We start from the raw sequence: 21,682 nt of genomic DNA on the forward strand, positions 1-21,682 counted from the left end.
TCCTTCCATGTACCTTTTCAGTCTAGTTTCCAGCCTATAACTATGTTTACGTATTCAACCTTAAAAAGTTTCAAAATTTTCCTCTAAAATTCCAAATCAAGCCCAAAAAAGCACGTCCATACGTCTAATGACGTACAAACGTGCTTGCAATTATCCAATGACTAAATGACTGGATTACAGGGATGCTTTGTAAATTTCCACTACATCTTCGCGATTCAGCTTGTTAAAACCACCAAAAGAACCGAATTTCACAGCTTTATCAGCCATAACGTCGATTTTGGAATCATCAATATCGTAATCAGCCAGACGGCTTGGCGCACCAATCGAGTTCCAGAAATCACGCAACGCCTGAATACCTTCCAGCGCTACTTCTTCATCACTCTTGCCTTCCGGGTTCACATGGAACACATTCACAGCCAGTTGCTTGAAGCGTTCAGGCTTCACATGCAGATTGTGCTTCATCCAGTTCGGGAACAAAATCGCCAGTCCTCCGCCATGTGGAATATCATAAACAGCAGACACCGCATGCTCGATATTATGAGTCGCCCAGTCACCTGTCAGCCCCATGTTCAGGAAGCCGTTCAGCGCCATCGTACCACAGTACATCATCGTTTCACGCAGCTCGTAGTTTTCTAGATCGTTGACCAGGCCCGGAGCCGCATCCATAACTGTACGCAAAATCGTTTCACACCAGCCAAGCTGAATCGGAGTGTTAGATTCCAGATGGAAGTAATGCTCCAGCGTATGTGACATCATATCCACGATTCCGTACACCGTTTGATTTTGTGGCAGAGAATACGTGTTCACCGGATCAAGAATGGAAAACGCAGGGAACGCAAATACGCTGCCCCAGCCCAGTTTTTCCTGTGTTTCTTCGTTCGTAATGACAGAACCTGCGTTCATTTCGGAACCGGTAGCTGCCATCGTCAGAACTGTACCTAAAGGCAATGCTGCCTGTGGAGCCGCTTTACGCTCTGCAAAATCCCACATGTCGCCATCATATTTCGCCCCGACAGCAATCGCTTTGGAGCAATCCAGCACACTACCGCCGCCAACAGCCAGTACGAGGTCAATTTGATGTGTTTTACACAATTCCACGCCTTTATGTACTGTGGACAAGCGAGGATTTGGTTCTACACCTGCCAGTTCCGTTACCTCTGCTCCAATCTCTTTAAGCAGACTTATTACATTATCATACAAGCCGCTGCGCTTAATACTGCCGCCGCCATATACAAGCAGTACACGTTTACCGTATTTAGGAACTTCACGCTTGAGAGCCTCTAATTGCCCTTTACCGAAGATCAATTGAGTAGGATTATAAAATTCGAATGCTTTCATCGCAAACGTTCGCCTCCAATATTTTTCAAAGTTTAATGTTAAGAAACTACTCTATTATAACCTTCTCAGTTACAGGAAACAAATTTGCTTCTTTTTCAGAAAAAAACCATGCTCCTTAAGGAGCATGGTTCCATGTCATATCTTGGGAGGGTTCTCGCACAGTATTATGCGCTGCCTACATTTATTTTATTCCCCTGTTGTATAACCCAGTTGCTTTATAAAACGTCCAAACGCTTGCTGACCTTCCGAATCACGCTTGTACACTCCTGCATGCTCCAAAATTTCACTGAACTTCAGTCCAACTTCATTTTGTACAGTGCGAACAGCCGTCTCCTTGTCAGGCAGACGACCAAATCGGGTGTTCAACTGGTAAATCCAGTCCGCATGCTTGAATAGCGGATGCCCTTCCTGCTGCATAGCTACAGCCAGCTCGTCGTTACCGCATAAAATATCTGCAATACCATCCAGTTCATCCTTAAGCCGCCCCGGCAAAATCGCAAGTCCCATAACCTCGATCAGACCGATATTTTCCTTCTTGATATGATGCATCTCGCGATGAGGATGAAAAATACCTTCCGGGTACTCATCACTCGTCCGGTTGTTGCGCAGCACCAGATCCATCTGGTACTTTCCTTCCGCATCCCGGCGTACAATCGGTGTCACCGTATTATGCGGCACCGCTTCTCCGTCCTGCTCCGTATGAGAGAGAACATCGGCTGCGGGATCGCTGTAAGCCTTCCAGGCTTCAAAAGCGGCATTCCCCGCCTCCAGCAATGCTTCGGCATCCGTTGATGTAAAGCGGATCACCGACATTGGCCAGTTCACAATCCCTGCTGTGACCTGCGGGAAGGCTTCATTGCGGTACAAGACGTCCACACCCGATTTTTCAATCGGGAACGTATGACGTCCACCTTGAAAGTGATCGTGAGTCAGAATAGATCCTCCGACAATCGGCAGATCGGCATTGGAACCGATAAAATAGTGCGGGAACGCTTTCGTAAATGCCAGCAACCGCCGCAGCGTATCCTTCGTAAGCTTCATCGGCACATGATCGTGATGGAACACAATACAATGCTCATTGTAGTACACGTAAGGAGAATATTGAAAAAACCACGGTTCCCCGTTCAATTCCAACGGAATGATGCGCAGGTTTTGGCGGGACGGATGATTCACCCTTCCGGCATACCCAACGTTTTCACGGCATAATTGACATTTTGGATAAACAGGCGGCGGAAGAAACTTCGCCATTGCGATTTCCTTCGGACTTTTCTCCGGCTTGGACAGATTAATCGTGATTTCCATATCTCCGTACGGTGTCTGCTGGTTCCAGTACACATTGCTGGCAACTCGGTCCATTCGGATATAATTTGAGTCGATAGACAATTGATAAAAAGCATTTGTCGCCGCCTCTATGCCGCGTTCAGCCTCCGTTTGGCGAAAGTCACGGATGACTTCAGACGGTCTTGCCATCAGGAGACCCATGATTTTGGAATCCAGCAAATCACGGTACGTAGCTGTGTTTTCCGATATGAGTCCAATCGTATAGCCATAATCAATCAATACATTAAGCACAGGCTGGAGAACTTCGGGGGCTGTAATGCCCCCTGCCTCCCCGCCAGAATAAGGCTCCGAAAACCCGAACTGCTCCAGCAGCAGATTACGGCTGTAATCTGTGTCTTGCGGACCGATCAATCCCCGGTTTTGTGCGAATGCAACCAGCTGCTCAATCGCATACAGAGCGGATTGCTGTACAGTTTCGTCGATGTCATGGGCCGCAGGCCGGGAATGGTCCCGGTCTTGGCCTCTAGCTGCGGATTGACTCTCGCTCATTATGTCATCGTCTCCCGTCTATTCGTCGCCGTAGCCCTGAGGGTGCGACTGATGCCAGCCCCAAGCTCCGCTGATAATGTCCTCCAGTTGGGTACGCGCCGGACTCCAGCCCAGCACCGAGCGTGCCTTTTCAGAAGAGGCAACCAATACTGCCGGATCACCCGAGCGCCGTGGCTCTGTAACGACCGGAATGTCGAGTCCAGTGACCTTGCGCGCCGTCTCGATAACTTCCTTCACCGAGAAGCCCTGTCCGTTACCCAGATTAAACACGTTGCTGTCATGGCCTTCGCGCAAATAATTCACCGCACGCACATGGGCATCTGCCAGATCGCTCACATGAATGTAATCCCGGATGCACGTTCCATCTGGCGTGGCATAATCCTCACCAAACACCGCAATGTGCGGGCGCTGTTTCAGTGCTGTCTGGAGTACCAGCGGAATCAGATGACTTTCCGGACGATGATCCTCACCGATTTTGCCGCTCTCATGCGCACCAGCCGCATTAAAGTACCGCAAGGACACATATTTGATGCCCAATACTTTATCAAACCACGACATCATGCGCTCCATCATTAGCTTCGTTTCACCATATACATTCGTTGGCTCTGTACGGTCTCCCTCTTCAATCGGCACCTTTTCCGGTTCGCCGTAGGTAGCCGCAGTGGAGGAAAATACGATCCTGCGCACACCAGCATCCTTCATGGCCTCCAGCAAGCTCAACGCGCCGAATACGTTGTTGTCATAATATTTACCCGGATTTTGCATACTTTCCCCAACCAGCGAGTTGGCTGCAAAATGGATAACCGCGTCGATACTATTTTCGGAAAACAGTCTGGACAGCAGTTCTTTATCTCTCAGATCACCTTCATACAGCTTGCCTCCGAGCAGTGCTGCCTTGTGCCCGGTCTGCAAATTGTCCAGCACCACAACTTCTTCTCCCCGATCCAACAGTTCTGCTACGGTATGTGAACCGATATATCCAGCTCCGCCTGTTACTAAAATGGCCATGTTATTCGTCCTCCTTCTGTTCTTTAACTCCGTCTCCCGCCTTACATACATAAAAGCTGGCTTCCAGCCCTGTCCGGGTCTGATAAGCTTCGCCGACTTCCTTCACAAACCGTTCCACATCGTCCTCATGGACAAGTGAAACCGTACAGCCCCCAAATCCGGCTCCCGTCATACGCGCACCCAGTGTGCCAGGAATGCGCCGTGCTTCCTCGACCATCACATCCAGCTCCGTGCAGCTAACCTCATACAAATCGCGTAGCGAATCATGTGAAGCGTTCATCAATTGCCCAAAAGCTTCGAGATCATTCGCCGCAAGAGCATCGACAGAGGCCAGCACGCGAGCGTTTTCCTCTACCACATGCTGTGCCCGGCGTCGTACCGTTTCATCCGCAATATAATGCTGGAGTTCACCGAAACGGGCCTCATCCAGCTGAGCGAGGTATTCCAGCGTCGGCTCCTGCTGCTGCAAAATGGACAGTGCTTCGGCACATTGGCTACGGCGCTCGTTATAAGCTGAATCCACCAGCCCGCGGCGCTTATTCGTATTGCCGATCACCAGCTTATAAACGCCCGTACGAAAAGGCACCTTGCGGTACTCCAGCGTATCGCACATCAGCAGAATCGCATGATCAGCCGCACCGTTCGCTACAGCGAACTGATCCATAATACCGCAATTGACACCAACGTAATTATTTTCTGCCCGCTGGGACAATAAAGCAATTTCGACTGTGTTCGTTTCCTGTTTTTCGGTAGTGAGGAACGCATATCCCGTTACAACCTCAATGGAGGCAGAGGAGGATAATCCGGCACCATTTGGTATTTCTCCATGATAGAGCAGGTCGTATCCGCTAGACGGATAAACTTCCTTTTCAGCCAGTTCCACCAGCACACCGACTGGATAGTCCACCCATTCGTCCGTTTTGTTGTTACCTATTTCTCCACGCGGTATGGACACTTCATATGACAGGTTTGTCGAAGCAAAATGAATTTCATCATCATTACGCGCACGAAGAATCAGCGTTGTACCGAATTCCAGTGCAGCCGGGAGTACATAACCACCGTTGTAGTCGATATGCTCCCCAATCAAATTAACACGCCCGGGAGCATGAAATATCCGCAGCTCATGGCTGCTCTCACCATATTTGTCGATAAAACGTTTCTTTATTTCAGTAGTGTTCATATCCACATCCACCTCATCACCGTTAGTAAAGGCCCCCTGAATTCCCTGTAACAAACTTAATCAGGTTGGCGCTTCTTATGATTTCAGTATAAATGAAAGCGTTAAATAATGTAATGCATCCATGTGTTAAAGCTATGGATAAATGTGACTTGGATATGTACAATGTAAGTATACCGTATCTAATAAACCATTCACAAATCTAGGAAGGATGACCCTATTTGCAAACGCATTCATATAGCTATGCTGTGGCCTCCAATCCGGTGTTTTATGAAAATAGCCCGCTGCACGTGCTTTTTGCCGGCGAGAGCCAAACCAAATCCGGTCATGCCGTCGGGCCGAAGCTCTATGATTACTATTTGCTTCATTTTGTAGAATCTGGAAAAGGCATCTTCCGAACAGAGCAGCACTCATATCAGCTTGAGAAAAACGATTTTTTCCTGATCCATCCCGGTCAGCTCGTAAGCTACACCTCCGATGAAGAGGAGCCATGGCGGTATCGCTGGTCTGCGTTTACAGGGCAGCATACCGAAACCATGGTGCAGGAAGCAGGACTGCGCGTGCACCAGCCTGTCTTTCACGCTTCCAGTGAAAGCCTGATCCCCAGCTATCTGGAGCAGATGCAGTTAGCCTTTTACAGCCGAAAATCCAGCTCGCATCTTGCAGCCCTCGGTTACCTGTATCTGATCATGGGGGAAGCGGGTAATCATTTAAGCGACTGGTCTGACCCGACCGGGGCGGATTCGCAAATTCGGCGGACGGTCAAGCAGATGGTCCAATATATGTCCACTCAATATGCGCATCCCGTTTCTATCGAACAAATGTCCGAAGGACTTGGTTATAACCGTGCGTATTTGTCACGCATATTCAAGAAGGAAACAGGCGTCTCCCCTGTTACCTATCTGCTCAAGCTACGAATTGACAAGTCTCGTCAACTGCTACGCGAGCGTCCCGAGCTTTCGGTGGAGCAGGTGGCCGCTTCGGTGGGATTGACAGACGCTTTGTATTTCTCGCGTCAATTCAAGCGCTTCTGCGGTCAGTCGCCAACCCAGTATCGAAGCAAGGTTCAGCAATATTCGCAACCTTAGCAGACTTTGATCGTTCATTTATTCTGACCTGCCCCGTTCGGGGATTGATCTTCCGTTGCAGCATGAGCAACGACCAATCCGTATGGTTCGGAACATGGCAAACAGCCCGCATCCTTCAACGATGCGGGCTGTTGCGTGTATTTCGGATATGAGAACATGCACGTTATACCGATGATAATGGAATATTTTTGGGGGGCTTTAGGCTGTGCCGCCGTCCTGTCCGTTCCCGGCATTCAGAATCGAATCAATCCGATCCAGTTCTTCCTGTGAAAAGTCCAGATTGGACAAGGCAGCAACGTTTTCTTCAATTTGGCTCACACGGCTGGCCCCAATCAGGACGGAGGTCAGACGCTCACCACGCAGAGCCCAGGCCAACGAGAATTGAGCCAAGCTTTGTCCGCGCGCAGCTGCCATTTGATTGAGCGCCCGCACCTTACGAAGTGTTTCCGGTGTCACATTGTTTTCATTCAAGAAGACAGATGTACTCGCTGCACGCGAATCCTCGGGAATTCCGTTCAAATATTTGTTGGTCAACAGTCCCTGAGCCAGCGGGCAAAAGGCAATACTGCCGATCCCGTTTTCATCCAGTACATCCTGCAACCCGTTCTCAATCCAGCGGTCGAGCAGAGAATATTTTGGCTGATGAATCAGCAGCGGTGTTCCCAGTTCCTTTAGAATACGAGCCGCTTCTGCCGTTTGCTCCGCACTATAATTAGACACGCCCACATACAACGCTTTACCGGAACGTACGATATGATCCAGAGCCTGCATTGTTTCTTCCAGCGGCGTATCAGGATCAAAGCGGTGGGAGTAAAATATGTCGACGTAATCCATACCCAATCTCTTCAAGCTCTGATCCAGACTGGATATCAGATACTTGCGCGAGCCCCAATCACCATAAGGTCCTGGCCACATATAGTAGCCCGCCTTGGTCGAAATGACCATCTCATCCCGGTATGGCTTCAAATCACTAGCCAACACTTGTCCGAAAAATTCCTCTGCTGAACCCGCTGGAGGACCATAGTTATTAGCTAGATCAAAATGCGTAATCCCCAGATCAAAGGAACGAGTAACCATGTTACGGCCGTTCTCTGCATTGTTGATCCCGCCAAAATTGTGCCACAAGCCCAGTGAAATGGCAGGAAGCTTAAGGCCCGATCTCCCTGTGCGGTTGTATTTCATATTTTCATAACGATCATCGCCAGCCAAATAAACCATGCTATCCCAGCCTCTCTCGAAACATTGTTATGTCCATTACAACAACATCATAGCGCCTTTATCCGGCTGTTGACAAGAAAACGATTACAAACCCAATTGATTGCCGAGTTCTCCCATAACCCTGCCGATGGGATCGGTCATCAGGAGATCCGCCTTGTGATCATATGAAGTGGGGTCTGTATTAAGCAGTACGGTATGTTTACCGTGAAAATAAGTAATCAGCCCCGCCGCAGGATGCACCGTCAGTGAGGTTCCTCCAATTAATAGCAGATCGGCCTGCGAGATAGCCTGAATGGATCGGACAAGCGTATCCTGATCCAGCTCTTCCTCGTATAAAACGACATCCGGTTTGATAATTCCCCCGTCTACTGGACATTTGGGCACCACCTCGGAGCTGTCCATCACTTCGTTCAAACTGTAAAAGCGCCCGCATTCCATACAATGATTGCGGTGCACCGAGCCGTGAAGTTCCAGCACATTCACACTGCCTGCGGCCTGATGCAGGCCGTCAATGTTTTGCGTCACGACCGCTTTGAGTCGCCCTTGCTGTTCCAGTGATGCAAGGAAACGATGGCAGCCATTCGGCTCCGCATCCGGATGCAGCATTTTGCTGCGATAGAAGCCAAAAAACACTTCAGGATGCCTTACAAAAAAAGAACGGCTAAGCATAACCTCCGGGGGATAAGGCAATTTTTCCTCACTCTGATACAGACCAGCCGCCGAACGAAAATCCGGGATACCACTCTCCGTCGACGTACCCGCCCCGCCGAAAAAAACAATGTTTTGGGATTGCTGTATCCAATCAGCCAACGTTTTTATTTTGTCCATGTTTCACGCACCTCCAGCTCTTCATATCCGCGGACGATGATGTCCGCATCCAGCAAATGACCGGAACGTTCCGGCTCTGGCGCAAATCCGATGGCCAGCCGCACCCCGGCACGCTTGCCCATCTGCATATCCCCGTTGCTGTCTCCGATGACAACTACATCCGCTGGCGACAGTCCTAGCAAATCGCAGGCTTTTTCAGCCATTTCCGGGTCCGGTTTGCCGTATGTAACCCTGTCGTGTCCGATGACCTCGTCAAAATATGACGTCAACCCCATCCACTCCAGATGCTCCTGCGCGGCCTCTGTACTGTCAGAGGTCACGACCGCCAGCTTCAATCCGGCACGGCGGCTTTGCTCCAGTAGCGTCCGTAAGCCCGGAAACACCTTCGCGGCCCGATGTCGCCGTACATCAGCCATCGCCGTTTTGTTAAAATCCCGAACCAGCCTCACTGCTTCATTCCATGGTACACCGGCAGTATAAAGCTGCCAAGCCAGTACGCCCGTACTTTCATCCACTGTCCCCATCGCCAGCGGGCCGGAAGGATCATAGCCGATCACGCGCCCCTCAGGGTCGTGGATGGTACCCAGAATGCTGCCTTTTTCCACCGTAAAATCTGTACCTGCCACGGCAAGATGCTGTTCCAGCATATCCAGTATAGAACGGGCCCAGGGACCCCACAACTGAATAAAATCCAGCAGCGTGCCATCCTTGTCCAATAAAATGCCACGGCATGGAAACCGCTGTCCCTGAACGACTAACTCAGACATGCAGCCCGCCTCCTCATTACTGGTTTTTTGGAGCTGAATCTACACTCTCTTTCATCCAGTCCTGCAAAGCTGAAACCGTCTGATTCCATTGCTCGGCTGGGCTAATTTTCGCTGGGTTATCCCCCTTTTGGGCTCCGTAGCTGCCAAATTGGGCATGATTGCCGCCCTCAACTGTAAAATACAGCGTATCGGCTGGTAGATAAGCCCTTCCACTTTGAACACTATCCATTTTAATAACTCCATCATCACTTCCAAGCAGGGAAATGACCGGCAGATTTTTATCCTTCAAATTCCCCTTACTGTCCGGGTAGGAAGCAAGGAAAAATACGCCCTTGACCTGATCGGGATGTGTAGCGGCATAGCGGGCAGCCATAACACCGCCTAATGAATGGCCTCCGATCACAAAAGTTTCTTTTGGATATGCCTTCAACACCTCACCCGCCAAATCCGGGGAAGTCAATGCAAGGTTCAGCGGCATTTTTGCAATGATCACATGATGACCCTTTTCCGCCAGACGGCGGGCCAAAGGAGCGTAGCTTTCGGGCTTCACCAACGCACCCGGGTACAAAATAACTCCGATACCATTTCTTTTTGCAGGCTCAAAACCAACCCAATGCTGTTGTTCGTTCACCTTCACAGCATCGGCTACTTCTGCTAATGCGGCAGTAGCTGTGCTGTCAGGCTGATAGGGCGTAAATACCTTCCATGCTCCCCAGCCTGCGATAAGCACAATGACAATCAGGATACCCAAAAGAATTTTCCATATTTTCCGGGGACCGCGTGTCCCATATGAGCTGTATGATCTTCTCGTTCTTCTTCTCATTTTAAAGGTTCCTTTCGTAATTCGTACCTCATGTTTGATGATTTGTGTATGAAATCTTTTTCTGCGCAAATCAGCTTATCTATAGCCTAGTTAGGGTACCATCGTTGCGCACACAGGGTCAAATAAGAAGACATTTCCAGACATTAGCCTGCTCTTTTTCCCCTGTTCAAGCTTCCGCCACATAATAAGGACATGATAGCGCTTACCATTGTGAATAAAATCACAATGGTAAGGCTCAGAGTATCGTACCTTGTTCCTTGTAAGGATTATTTTATACAGAGTTTACTCGGCTAAGTGCCGTTCGGAGGGAATTACATGACGACAAGCCATGACATACAAGGAGAAAGCTTCTTTCTCAATTTGCGCTTTATGCTGATCATATGCGTATTTGCAGGCAATGCTCTGGAGCCCTTGGTTGGCTCGCTTCACATCGCCCAACAATGGTTTAGCTGGATATTCATGTTTCATATGCCGTTGTTCGTGCTCGTTACTGGGTACTTTGCCAAAACATCGTTAGCTGGGTACGCGGGCCGGAAAGTCTTGCTTCAGATCGGTATGCAATATCTTATTTTCCAAACCCTCTATTCGATATTGGATGCTGCACTCTTCCATGTTCCCCATATTCATCATTCTTTTTTTGCACCTTATCTGCTGCTATGGTTCCTCGCCAGCCATATCTGCTGGAGACTGCTGATGCTTGCTTTCCAGGGAATGTCGCCTGTTGTCCAATTAGGTATCTCCGTGCTGCTGGGTATCCTTGTCGGATATCTCCCGGTGGATGGCGTCTGGCTCAGCATAAGCAGAACCTTTGTTTATTTGCCCTTTTTCGTAGCAGGGTATCATCTGCATTATGCAGATGTTCGACGCTTCTTCACGACTCCAGTTCGTGTGATCGCAGGCGTAGTGTCCCTTCTGCTTATGGTACTGGCGGGAACGTCGTACTACGGCATTCCGGCAGGCTGGCTGTATGGCAGCATGACTTATGGTGAGCTGGGCCATACCGAATGGTATGCGGGGATTTACCGCATTGGCATTTACGGAGTGCAATTCATAGCGGCTATCGCGTTTCTGAGCTTTGTTCCAGCCGTCACTGGACGTATAACTGAAATGGGGCGGCGGACATTATACGTCTTTTTACTTCATGGTCTGATTGTCCGTACCACTGTTGCCAAGGGAATTTACGATTATATAGACACTCCGGTAGAAGTGATGCTGATTGTAGCGTGTGCTGCGGGTCTGTGCTGTCTGCTGACTCTGCCTTGGGTGCGGAATGCAACACATCCTTTAATCGAGCCACGGGTTGACTGGATGCTTAAACCGTCTCCGTATCTTTTTAAACGATCCGCATAACTTTTTATGTCCATTCTGATTCAAGTATCTGCACGCGACAATCCGCTATCAGAAGAAAAATCAGGCGGACCCTGACCCTCTTTACTTAGCAAAGGGCCTGTTTCATCAAGGCGTGATGTGGTAAGTAATGGATGCGCGCAACAAAAAACAACTTTTCATAAAGGAGTGATTTGTAATGGCACGTAATCAGGATCAGGGTAAAATGAGTCGCGAAGAGGCAGGTCGTATGGGTGGAGAAGCTACATCCAAGAAGCACAACAAGGAATTTTATCAGGAGATTGGTAAAAAAGGCGGGCAAGCTACCGCTAACTCCCACGATAAAGAATTTTATCAAGAAATTGGTAAACGTGGCGGCGATGCTACGGCTGAGTCCCATGACAAAGATTTCTACAGGGACATTGGACGCAAAGGCGGCAGAAATTAATGTGCAGTACCACATAAAACACCCTTCGTAAACTATAAAAGCAAGCTCAAGCCCCTCCCGCTTTATTGCGGAGTGGGCTTTTTCATATTTTGCCGACATCACAAAAATCCAATTGATTACTTTCTATCATCAGGATTTTGCACAAAATTCGATTCCAGCCGCTCCAAGGTGCAATATATAGACGAACCAAACCATTTTGATCTATATATTGTCGATTACAGTCGCTCTTGGATTTTTGCAAAATCCTTATATATGTAGAAATATGCGCACATGTATGATAGACTCTTTAGAAAACATCTGCGCTAATTCGGCGTCATTCGAACGCCATACCATTTTTTTACTTTGGGGGGAAACCAGCATCATGACAGCTAAGACGAAAATGCGTTCCGATATGATTAAAAAAGGCTTTGACCGCGCTCCTCACCGCAGCTTGCTGCGCGCAGCGGGCGTTAAAGAAGAAGATTTTGACAAACCATTTATCGCGGTGTGTAACTCGTATATCGACATCGTACCGGGCCACGTCCATTTGCAGGAATTCGGCAAAATTGTCAAGCAAGCCATTCGTGAGGCAGGCGGAGTACCTTTCGAGTTTAACACCATTGGTGTAGATGACGGCATTGCCATGGGACACATTGGTATGCGTTATTCTCTGCCAAGCCGCGAAATTATTGCCGACTCTCTGGAAACTGTTGTTTCCGCTCACTGGTTTGACGGCATGGTCTGCATTCCAAACTGTGATAAAATCACACCTGGCATGATGATGGGCGCATTGCGCGTGAACATCCCGACTATTTTCGTCAGCGGTGGCCCCATGAAAGCTGGTAAAGACAAGAACGGGCGCTCCATCTCCCTGACCTCCGTCTTCGAAGGCGTAGGTGCATATCAGGCTGGTAAAATCGACGATCAAAGCCTGCTGGAATTAGAACAATACGGCTGTCCAACTTGTGGCTCTTGCTCAGGTATGTTCACAGCGAACTCCATGAACTGTCTCGCTGAAGCAATGGGTCTGGCTATGCCTGGTAACGGCACCATTCTCGCAGTAGCGGAAGAACGTAAAGAATTCGTTAAACAATCTGCACGTCAATTGATGGAATTGATCAAGCTGGACCTGAAACCACGTGATATCGTGACTAAAGAAGCTATTGATAACGCATTTGCGCTGGATATGGCAATGGGTGGTTCCACCAATACGGTATTGCACACATTGGCACTGGCTCATGAAGCTGAAGTAGACTACCCTATCGAACGGATCAATGAAGTGGCGAACCGCGTACCTCATTTGTCCAAATTGGCACCTGCTTCCGACTATCATATCGAGGATGTTCATAATGCAGGCGGCGTCAGCGCAGTGCTGAATGAATTGTTGAAGAAGCCGGGCGCCCTGCATGGTGACTGTATTACCGTAACCGGAAAAACGATCCGTGAAAACGTAGAGGGTCAGGAAATTCTAGATACCAATGTTATCCACAAGCTGGACAACCCTTATTCCGAACGCGGCGGTTTGGCTGTATTATTCGGTAATCTGGCACCGCAAGGCTCCATCATTAAAGTCGGTGCAGTTGATCCGTCTGTTGGTGGTTATCACAAAGGCCCTGCCATCTGCTTTGATTCACAGGAAGATGCGCTGGCTGGTATTGCCAATGGTAAAATCGCAGAAGGCCACGTTGTTGTTATCCGTTATGAAGGTCCTAAGGGTGGACCGGGTATGCCTGAAATGCTCGCTCCAACTTCGCAAATCGTCGGTATGGGACTTGGTGCCAAGGTCGGCCTGATTACAGACGGACGCTTCTCAGGCGCATCCCGTGGTATCTCCATCGGTCACATTTCCCCCGAAGCAGCAGAAGGCGGCCCTATCGCTTTTGTTGAGGACGGCGATATTATCGAGCTGGATCTGAACAATCGTACGATTGAGCTGCAAATTAGTGACGAAGAATTTGAACGTCGTCGCGCAAACTGGAAAGGCTTCGAGCCTAAGGTTAAAACAGGTTACCTGGCACGTTACTCCAAGCTGGTGACCAATGCAAGCAACGGCGGTATTATGAAAATCTAATCTTTATCATGATATGTTTTAAAAACGAATAAACAAAAGCCTCCCGGACACCCTGATCACAGGGGTTGGGAGGCTTTTTAGCATTAATTTCAACTACTTGATCTCGTATCCGCAGCTTGTGAGGCTCTGACTGTTTCCTGAATAGCGTTAGCATCCTGGGTCACTCCGCTGTGGAGAACAGGAGCAGCATCCCTTGAGTCTGTTGTGCTTTGGCCTTGACTCGTATGGTATGAATCTCCTATCCAAAAACGGTCAAACAGAGTATCAATCGGCATCACAATCATCTTCGGCACCATCTCGTCCCTTTTTTCATTCAACCGCTCTGGGCCGGAAGGATGGATAACACTAAATAACAGCTTTAAATATAAGGTTGACACTATCCTGAACAGTCCCTTGGGAAGCTCTCGTATCTGAAAACCCAGCTTCTCCGGTCCCCGATTAATCATACTCACTGCATAGATGGCCTTAATACCGTTCATTTTCGGGTCATCCGCAATTCGATAGGCGAGATCAGGAAGTTGTCGTTTTACAATCCGAATCAGTTGAATGGCCAAATGCACCATAGACTTGGCGGTTGTGCCTAACTGAAACAGCATTTTATTATCAAAATGCAGCTCAACCACGGCGTCCCCTTTTTCCAGCCACCTACCGTTCTCCATGTTCACATTTGGCCCGTGATAGGTACTACGCTTGTAGTAAAAGATCGTGTCCTCCTTACGCACCGGACGTAGACGGAACAGAACGTGAAATAGCCGCTCATACAGCAACCATCCGAATACTAACGTTCTTTTAAACCAACTCGTATTGGATCTTTCGGTAGTAGCAGGTCTGCTGGCAGACTCACGACAAAATAAGGTATCAACACGTACGCTGCGCAGCTTCCGTTCTTGGGCAACCACCAACAGCTTCTCCAGCGCAATCAGCATGTTTTGCGGAGCGCCTGCGTCTGCCCCCAGTGTTGTACCGCAGTCATGGAGCAGCATCACCTCTCCACCCCTCAGCTTTTTGAGCATCCGCTCAGCCAACTGTTTTGCTCCGATGCTTGCCTTCCAATCCCCAAACATGGAGGACCATAATACGATTCGGCGACCATTCGAGTTGGAAATATCAAAGAAATTCACAATTCCCCATGGTGGGCGGTAAAAGGTCGTTCCTTCCCCGGTTACCCGGCGAATAACAGCCTCTGTCCGGGCAATTTGTCTTCTGACCGTGACGGGCCGCATAAGCCAATTCGATTTGTGCACATAATTATGAATACCGATCAAGTGACCTTCGTCATGCATGCGTTTCAAAAGCTCCGGGTGTTTTTCCGCATGTATGCCTACGACAAAAAAAGTAGCCTTGGCATCAAAACGCTTCAGCAAATCAAGCAACTGCGGCGTATACACTGGATCAGGACCATCATCGAAGGTGAGCGCATACTCTTGCTTACTTTTGCCCCGCCGAAACACCCGGAATCCAAACATTCGACTGACCAGCGCCGGAATAAAAGCATAAAAAGTTGAAATGTAAAACATCCATAACAGTAAAGTCTGCACGTTTTATCCCCACTTTTCTATTTCTGGACTACCAAGCAGGCTTCCTGAGGAAAACTCACTTACTTATATGTTATCACAAAGACGTAAGCGTGCCGAGATTTTGCTGCATTCTTTCTTGAGCATAACGATCAACTACTGGGCTAACCCGTTGCTGCTTTAGGCGGTTATACTGTTGGTTTTGATTCTGTATTTTAGCACTGTGTAAGCACCATAGAGATCCAATTTAGTGTACAATAGGTGAAAATCTTAAAGGAGTCGTTGTATACATATGCTTCCATTGTACAAAAAATATTGGCGGACCGTTTTTGATATCGGCCTGATTGTATTAACCGTGTATTTAATTATGTTCGTATCCAGTAAGCTGTATCAGCTCGCGGCCCCTGTGTTCCTGTCGTTCGTTGTGTTTTGGTGCATTGAACCTGTGGCCCGTTATTTCCACCGTAAAGGTATGAAGAAGCCCTTCGCTTCCGCACTCTCTGTTTTGCTGTTTATCATCCTTTTACTCGCTATTTTTTTTGGATTAGGTCTGATTCTGGTTACGCAATTTACGAAAGTGGCGCAAAATCTCCCACAGTATACCCAGATTATCCAAACGGAATTCACGCGGTATCTTCATCTTTCCCAAGATAAAATTGCCGCTTTACCGCCGGGGATTACCGAACGTGTTAACGATTATTTTGAAACTGCGACCGCCATTGCCACCAAATGGGCGCAACTGGGACTCTCCTTTTTCATACAGTTTCTCAGCTCCTTCACTGTCTTTATGGGCAACTTTGCAGTTGCCATTATTTTAGCTTTCTTTTTAAGTATGGAGATCAATCTTTGGAAAGGCATTGCCCGTAGTAAAACACCCAAGACGCTTAAAACCGCTTATCTTTTTCTTAAAAATCATGTACTCAAAGCAATTTCGGCCTTTTTAAAGGCACAAGCCATGCTGGTAAGCATTACCTTTGTTCTCGTATTTATAGGTTTACTCATTTTGCAGGTGGATAATGCCCTGTCGTTGGCTCTTGTGGCGGCTTTGTTCGATATTTTACCCTTACTGGGTGTACCTGTTATTTTTATTCCGTGGGCAGTCTATTTGTTCATCACAGGCAACACCAGCCTTGCTGTAGGGCTGCTCATTGTCATGGCTGTTACGGTAATCGTCCGCCAGCTGGCAGAGCCTAAAATCACCGGTAATTCCATCGGTGTTTCATCCGCTTATCTGATGCTTTCTTTTGCCATCATCTCGTTGTCTATCTTCGGATTGGCCGGGTTGATGCTGTCTCCAATCCTGATCATTTTACTGAAGGAATTATGGCAGCAAGGCTATTTGCAGCAATGGATTCGATTTCCGACAGAAGAATTCGAGGAGCCTCCCTTTATCGTCAAAATTCAGGAGGAAGAGCGTGTAGCTTCTCGTGGGACCGAGGAAAATTGAGCTAACAGGTCCATCACTTGACCGAACAGTGCTGTTGCCTGATTTGCAGAATGCTGTGGCGCATTTTGTACCAAGACGGCAACGGCATAACGAGGGTGCTCCACCGGGCCATACCCGATAAACCATTGGTGATTCACGGGTTGACCATCCTTTAGAGCCTGGGCTGTGCCCGATTTTCCAGCCAGATGCCACGACTTGCCACGCAAGGATGCACCTGTACCATGGGCTACGACCTTTTCCATCGCTTCGCGAAGCGTACGAGCTGTAGAAGCGTGAATCGGATGGCTTCCTTCGGGTGATGGAGAAGCGTGAGCTGGCAGATCCAGCAACGTACCTCCGTCCGCATAGCCGATGTGCTTCACCAGCCGTGGAGCATGCACCTGACCATTATGCAGCAATGTCACGATGAGATTGGCGGCTTGGAGGGGTGTGACCAGTACGTCTCGCTGGCCGATAGCTGTTTGAACGCGCACACCCGGATCAGTCGCATGCGTATGGGAGCCGAAAATGGCTCCCTTTTCTTCGTGATCCAACGGACTGAACTGCGCCATGCCTGCAAGATTCCGCTCCTGCCAGCCGACGGTCCGGCTCAATCCGAGCGCAGAGGCTGTGGCCTCAATTTGGGCAGGGCTAAGCCGTTCACCCAGATGAGCGAACACGATATTACAGGATACGGCGAGCCCTTCCTCCAGGTTCAGGGTACCGTGTCCTTCTTTTTTCCAGCATGCCAAACCATACTTCCCATAGGTCCCATGACAATGGAATTGCTCCTTCGGTTGAGCTACCCCCGATTCAAGCGCAGCAGCAGCCGTAACAAGCTTGAAGATAGAGCCGGGCGTCACCGCCTTAAGAGCACGATTAGACCAGCCTGTTGTCTGCTGCGGATCGACGCGACCAGGGTTATAAAAGGGACGAGACACCATCGCCAGTACATCAGCGTTCCCTGCATCCAGCACAACCACCGCCCCTTCTGCCAGATGATTGGTTTCCGTCAGCTTTTCAAGCTGCTGCTGTAATGGAAGATCAATGGTCGTCTGGACCTGTAGAGGATAGTGATCATTGGATGGCGCACTGACCCGTAACGGCGCATGAGCCAGCGGACGGCGCTGCGCATCCACAAATCGGGAAACGAAGGTTTCACCCACACCACTCAGGAGTGGCTCCAGCGTTCTTTCCAGCCCGGCTGCCCCGATTGGCAATTGCCCCGGTCGATCTGGTCGTTCGTACAGAAATCCAAGCCACTGCTTGTCATTGGGTACATTATTGTAGCGTATCGAATACGGTACAAGCTCTACCAGAGAAGGTGCGAGGCTAAGCAGTTGGTCCACTTCATCAGGCTTGATATGCAGGGGTTCTCCACGCCCATCTCGCCATAACAACGGGGATTGCAGCCTCTTCCATCGAGACAGCAGCTCGTTCTTGTTTGTCCGCAGCAGCTTGGCAAGCTGTTCTCCGTGCAGGGCTGTTTTACCATCCACATCAGGAAAAAGCACTGGTGTCCATGCCACGCTCCCAGTTAACGGGCGTCCGTACCGATCCGTAAATTGCCCCCGCCCCGAGTCGATTGCAATTCCCTCCTGTCGCTGTCGTACAGACATTTCCTTGAGCGAATGCCCTCCGTAAGCGGACATGTGGATACCTGCCGTCCCCTGTATCCAGGCCAGCCGTAATAGCAAAAGGAGTAGCAATGCCGTAATGCCTACAGCCATATATGCAATTCGACGTTTTCGAATGAAACTGCTGCCACGCCTCGGCACACGCATCCTTCTTTCATCTTTTTTCCAGTAGTATGTCCTGTAATTGTTTTTTCCAATCTGTATGCTATATGGCATGTCGTTTTGTTGAAAAGCAAAACCACCCAGCTTGGGAAGCCGAGTGGTTAGTTATTAAACATTGCCTTCACGATTATTTACGAACTAAATCCAAATTGCTTTAGTGATGATAACCAACAGAATAAAGAGTACCAAAATTGCACCAGTAGAAGTCCAACCGCCGTAACCACCTTCAAATCCACCCATGGCTCGATCCCTCCTTTGATGTGTAGTACACTTCAGCATATGTAGGAGATTACTCAAGGGCAGGGCATTCAGGCAAACAAATAAGGCTCTACCAGTACAACGCAGTAGAGCCCACAATGTTATAAGAGAAATGTTTTCAAGATGATCACTAACAAAATAAACAGTGTCAGGATAGCAGCTATTGATGTCCACACTCCTCCGAAGCCTCTTTCCATTTCCCCCACAAGAACGCCTCCTTTGTTTTAACGTACTGTATAGGCTATGCAAGGTCTTGGCTAAGGAAAGGGCTTCTGGGTAAACAATAAATTCATATAACAAGATAATCCTGTAAACGAGAGCAAGCTCCTACAATTTATGAAGACCCATGCTTTACACGGTAAACCGTGAAAGCTGCTCCTTCAAATTGACAGATACCCCTTCCAGCTTATCAGACAATCCTACCAGCTGATTCCCGATATTCGCCTGCTCGGTGCTGAGAGAAGCGACTTCCTGCGAAGTGGCGGAGGACTGCTCGGCTACCGCACTCACATTGGTCATCGCCTCCGACAAGATCGCCTGCGATTCACTCAGCTCCTGAATGGATGAGGTAACCGTACCCAATCGAAGCGCAAATTCTCCCATTTGCTGCTGTACCGATTGGAAAATGTCCGTCGTCTCCTGTACCGCTCCCATCTGCTGTCGGAACAGTGGGTACACCTCCGATAACGCCTGAACCGTCTCATTCATCTCACCGACGATGTTATTAATAATTCCCGTCGCCGTGCGAATGGCTTGACGTGATTGTTCAGCCAGCTGCCGAACCTCATTTGCCACCACCATAAATCCACGCCCTGCCGTTCCAGCCCTTGCCGCTTCAATCGTAGCATTCAACGATAAAATATTTGTTTGCTTCGCAATATCTTGTAGCACGTCCAGCACCTTGAAGACATCGGATGTCGTCTCCTTCAACTTGTCTACTTTGCTCACAAGCGCATGCGTCGTTTCTTCGGTGACCTGGGTCTTACTCAGGAGGTTTTTCAGTTGAACCGTTCCTTGTTCACTGGATTGCTCGACCTCGTGTGCAACCTTACTCATTTCATGATTGGAAGCTATAACCGTATCCATTTGCTGTGATATGTTTCCTGTCAGTCCGCTGCCACGTTCAGCCTCTGTCGCCAAACTGGCAGATCCGTGAGCAATCTCCTCAGTAGCCGCTGCAATTTCCTTAGCTGAGATGGCCGTTTTCTTCGAGGCATTACTGAGTTCCGTCGCTGTATCCAGCACTTCTTGAGCTGAAACGTTCGTCTGCTCTACCAGCAAAGTGATCTGCTCCATCATCGTATCAAAGCTTACAGACAACTGTCCGATTTCATCCTGCGCGTTATAGTTGGTACGAACTTGCAGATTGCCTTTGGCTCCTTCCAGCATCAGATCTTTTAAATGCGTTAAAGGGAGCGCCACAAGTCGCACCATCCACAAGCCGATGAACAACGCAATCAGTGCGGCCACTATAGCAAAAATCCAGGTCGCCGTTAAAATCCCTTCGGCATCTTTAACCAGCACTGATACAGGTACGACACCCAGGAGAATCCACTTGGAGGTGCCCAGTGTATTATGCACGGCCAGCACATTTTGCACTTTCCCATCTGCAGACTGCTCCAAAATTTGATTTCCTTCAACACCCTGGAGCTGTGAAACGTAATCCAGCTTTTGTTTTCCTCCTGCCAGAGCATCAATGTTGGAGCCTATAAAAACGCCATCCTGTGTAATAAGGCTAATCATACTGCCCGCGCCCAAATCAATACTCTTCAACTGATCATCCACGGCACTGGACTTCAAATCCATGACCAAGACGTAAGTCCCGCCCAAGCCCGACATGCTGTTCATAGAACGAGCCAGACGAAAGGTCTTACTGCCGTTTTCATTTACCTGTGTAGGCAACCAGACAATCCCTTTATTTTTTAAAATATCCTTGAACCATGCTTCCTGCCGCACATCTTTTTGTGTTCCTGTGCCCATAGCAGCCAGATTTGTTTGTTCAGGATACAGATAAAGCGAGTCAATTTCCTTGTTTGTAAATGCAATATTCGTTAACTTCTTGTTTACTTCCCCCATAGCGACAAAGGAATCAAACGAATTTTTCTCCTGCTTTGCCGCCTTTTGTAGCTGATCACTTAATTCAGTATCAAAAAACACCTGCGTCGAGGTATCTTGAAAGCGCTCCAAAATGATATCCAACTTCTCTGCCGTTTGTTGAACCGTTTGCTGATAAGCCGTAGCCGCATTTTGCTCAATTGTGTTTTTGGCTTTAAAATATGAAATCATTCCCAGACTGATCACAAACAACATAATCGCTGTAAAAAAGATCAAAAACAGCTTCATGCCAACTGAACGGACCGGATTATAATTTTTAACCAAATGCATAAAATCCTTACTGTATTTTTCCGGCTTGAGTAAGCGCTTTAAATTGTATGCGCCTACACGAGTAGCCTTAGACAACCAGGGAGCGACCTTCGAAGACCCCCCAACTGTTTTGTCTCCTTTAGCCGTTGTCGCCTTACTGCCCTTGATTCCTTTAATGATAGCCGTTTTTTTTGCTTGCTTCTTCGTTGTATTCCCCTCTTTTTTCCAAAAAGCCATCTCTCTCACCTACCACCCTATAATTAGTTTCCTGATCCACGTATCCGTTATGTATCTATTATCTATATCATATCTATCGGAACTATTCGACAAGGAATGTAGCTTTCCTTTCAACTCCCACTAAATTTTGTGAAACTTTTTTCCTAGAAAAGTATTCAAAAAAAAGCCCCTCCAACCGATAGG

17 protein-coding genes are annotated in these 21,682 nt (G+C 48.5%); 5 read left to right on the forward strand and 12 right to left on the reverse strand.

Annotated features, from left to right (window positions below; translation table 11 throughout):
* Positions 1–174: 174 nt before the first annotated feature.
* The 4 genes from QD47_RS22130 to QD47_RS22145 all read right to left on the reverse strand — a co-directional run bounded on the left by QD47_RS22130 (position 175) and on the right by QD47_RS22145 (position 5,356).
* The gene (locus tag QD47_RS22130) at positions 175–1,338 is read right to left on the reverse strand and encodes an iron-containing alcohol dehydrogenase (RefSeq protein WP_044648158.1); all 1,164 of its coding nucleotides are present in this window, start codon (positions 1,336–1,338) and stop codon (positions 175–177) included.
* 186 nt (positions 1,339–1,524) lie between these two features.
* A complete protein-coding gene (locus QD47_RS22135) occupies positions 1,525–3,168 on the reverse strand; it encodes a UDP-glucose--hexose-1-phosphate uridylyltransferase (protein WP_044648159.1) in 1,644 nt (547 codons plus the stop codon).
* Positions 3,169–3,186: 18 nt separating this feature from the next.
* Positions 3,187–4,176: a UDP-glucose 4-epimerase GalE gene (gene galE / locus QD47_RS22140; RefSeq protein ID WP_044648160.1), complete on the reverse strand. Its 990-nt coding sequence runs from the start codon at positions 4,174–4,176 to the stop codon at positions 3,187–3,189.
* A gap of 1 nt (position 4,177) precedes the next feature.
* A complete protein-coding gene (locus QD47_RS22145; RefSeq protein WP_044648161.1) occupies positions 4,178–5,356 on the reverse strand; it encodes a galactokinase in 1,179 nt (392 codons plus the stop codon).
* Between the two features lie 218 nt (positions 5,357–5,574).
* Here QD47_RS22145 and QD47_RS22150 point away from each other — a divergent pair, with 218 nt between their 5' ends.
* A complete protein-coding gene (locus QD47_RS22150; RefSeq protein WP_044648162.1) occupies positions 5,575–6,441 on the forward strand; it encodes an AraC family transcriptional regulator in 867 nt (288 codons plus the stop codon).
* Positions 6,442–6,639: 198 nt separating this feature from the next.
* Here QD47_RS22150 and mgrA read toward each other — a convergent pair whose 3' ends face one another.
* The 4 genes from mgrA to QD47_RS22170 all read right to left on the reverse strand — a co-directional run bounded on the left by mgrA (position 6,640) and on the right by QD47_RS22170 (position 10,077).
* Entirely contained in the window at positions 6,640–7,659 is a 1,020-nt protein-coding gene (mgrA, locus tag QD47_RS22155) for an L-glyceraldehyde 3-phosphate reductase (protein ID WP_044648163.1), read from the reverse strand.
* Between the two features lie 84 nt (positions 7,660–7,743).
* Positions 7,744–8,487: an NAD-dependent protein deacylase gene (locus QD47_RS22160; RefSeq protein ID WP_044648164.1), complete on the reverse strand. Its 744-nt coding sequence runs from the start codon at positions 8,485–8,487 to the stop codon at positions 7,744–7,746.
* Positions 8,475–9,254 (reverse strand): HAD family hydrolase, encoded by a 780-nt coding sequence (locus QD47_RS22165; RefSeq protein ID WP_044648165.1) that lies wholly within the window; start codon positions 9,252–9,254, stop codon positions 8,475–8,477. The genes QD47_RS22160 and QD47_RS22165 overlap by 13 nt, the downstream gene beginning before the upstream one ends.
* 16 nt (positions 9,255–9,270) lie before the next feature.
* Complete coding sequence (locus QD47_RS22170) at positions 9,271–10,077, reverse strand: alpha/beta fold hydrolase (RefSeq protein WP_044648166.1); 807 nt, start codon at positions 10,075–10,077, stop codon at positions 9,271–9,273.
* A 315-nt stretch (positions 10,078–10,392) separates the two neighbouring features.
* On the opposite strand from QD47_RS22170, the gene QD47_RS22175 reads away from it, so the two are divergent.
* From QD47_RS22175 to ilvD, 3 genes are all read left to right on the forward strand, one after another.
* Positions 10,393–11,427 (forward strand): acyltransferase family protein, encoded by a 1,035-nt coding sequence (locus tag QD47_RS22175; RefSeq protein ID WP_044648167.1) that lies wholly within the window; start codon positions 10,393–10,395, stop codon positions 11,425–11,427.
* Between the two features lie 175 nt (positions 11,428–11,602).
* A complete protein-coding gene (locus QD47_RS22180) occupies positions 11,603–11,851 on the forward strand; it encodes a KGG domain-containing protein (protein ID WP_014282920.1) in 249 nt (82 codons plus the stop codon).
* A gap of 361 nt (positions 11,852–12,212) precedes the next feature.
* Positions 12,213–13,901: a dihydroxy-acid dehydratase gene (gene ilvD / locus QD47_RS22185; protein WP_044648168.1), complete on the forward strand. Its 1,689-nt coding sequence runs from the start codon at positions 12,213–12,215 to the stop codon at positions 13,899–13,901.
* 89 nt (positions 13,902–13,990) lie between these two features.
* On the opposite strand, the gene QD47_RS22190 is transcribed toward ilvD, so the two are convergent.
* Entirely contained in the window at positions 13,991–15,439 is a 1,449-nt protein-coding gene (locus QD47_RS22190) for a polysaccharide deacetylase family protein (protein ID WP_044648169.1), read from the reverse strand.
* A gap of 268 nt (positions 15,440–15,707) precedes the next feature.
* Here QD47_RS22190 and QD47_RS22195 point away from each other — a divergent pair, with 268 nt between their 5' ends.
* Positions 15,708–16,862 carry an AI-2E family transporter gene (locus QD47_RS22195; RefSeq protein ID WP_044648170.1) on the forward strand — a complete coding sequence of 385 codons (1,155 nt, stop codon included), beginning with the start codon at positions 15,708–15,710 and terminating at the stop codon, positions 16,860–16,862.
* Here QD47_RS22195 and QD47_RS22200 read toward each other — a convergent pair.
* From QD47_RS22200 to QD47_RS22205, 3 genes are all read right to left on the reverse strand, one after another.
* Complete coding sequence (locus QD47_RS22200; RefSeq protein WP_044648171.1) at positions 16,817–18,625, reverse strand: peptidoglycan D,D-transpeptidase FtsI family protein; 1,809 nt, start codon at positions 18,623–18,625, stop codon at positions 16,817–16,819. The two genes, QD47_RS22195 and QD47_RS22200, sit on opposite strands and share 46 nt — an antisense overlap.
* A gap of 153 nt (positions 18,626–18,778) precedes the next feature.
* On the reverse strand, positions 18,779–18,880 hold the full coding sequence (locus tag QD47_RS31065; protein ID WP_082067271.1) for a sporulation protein YjcZ: 102 nt from the start codon (positions 18,878–18,880) through the stop codon (positions 18,779–18,781).
* 369 nt (positions 18,881–19,249) lie between these two features.
* Complete coding sequence (locus QD47_RS22205; RefSeq protein WP_044648172.1) at positions 19,250–21,499, reverse strand: methyl-accepting chemotaxis protein; 2,250 nt, start codon at positions 21,497–21,499, stop codon at positions 19,250–19,252.
* Positions 21,500–21,682: the final 183 nt, after the last annotated feature.

Origin of the sequence: Paenibacillus terrae (genome assembly GCF_000943545.1) — a bacterium.
In the GTDB taxonomy this organism is placed as follows: domain Bacteria; phylum Bacillota; class Bacilli; order Paenibacillales; family Paenibacillaceae; genus Paenibacillus; species Paenibacillus terrae_A.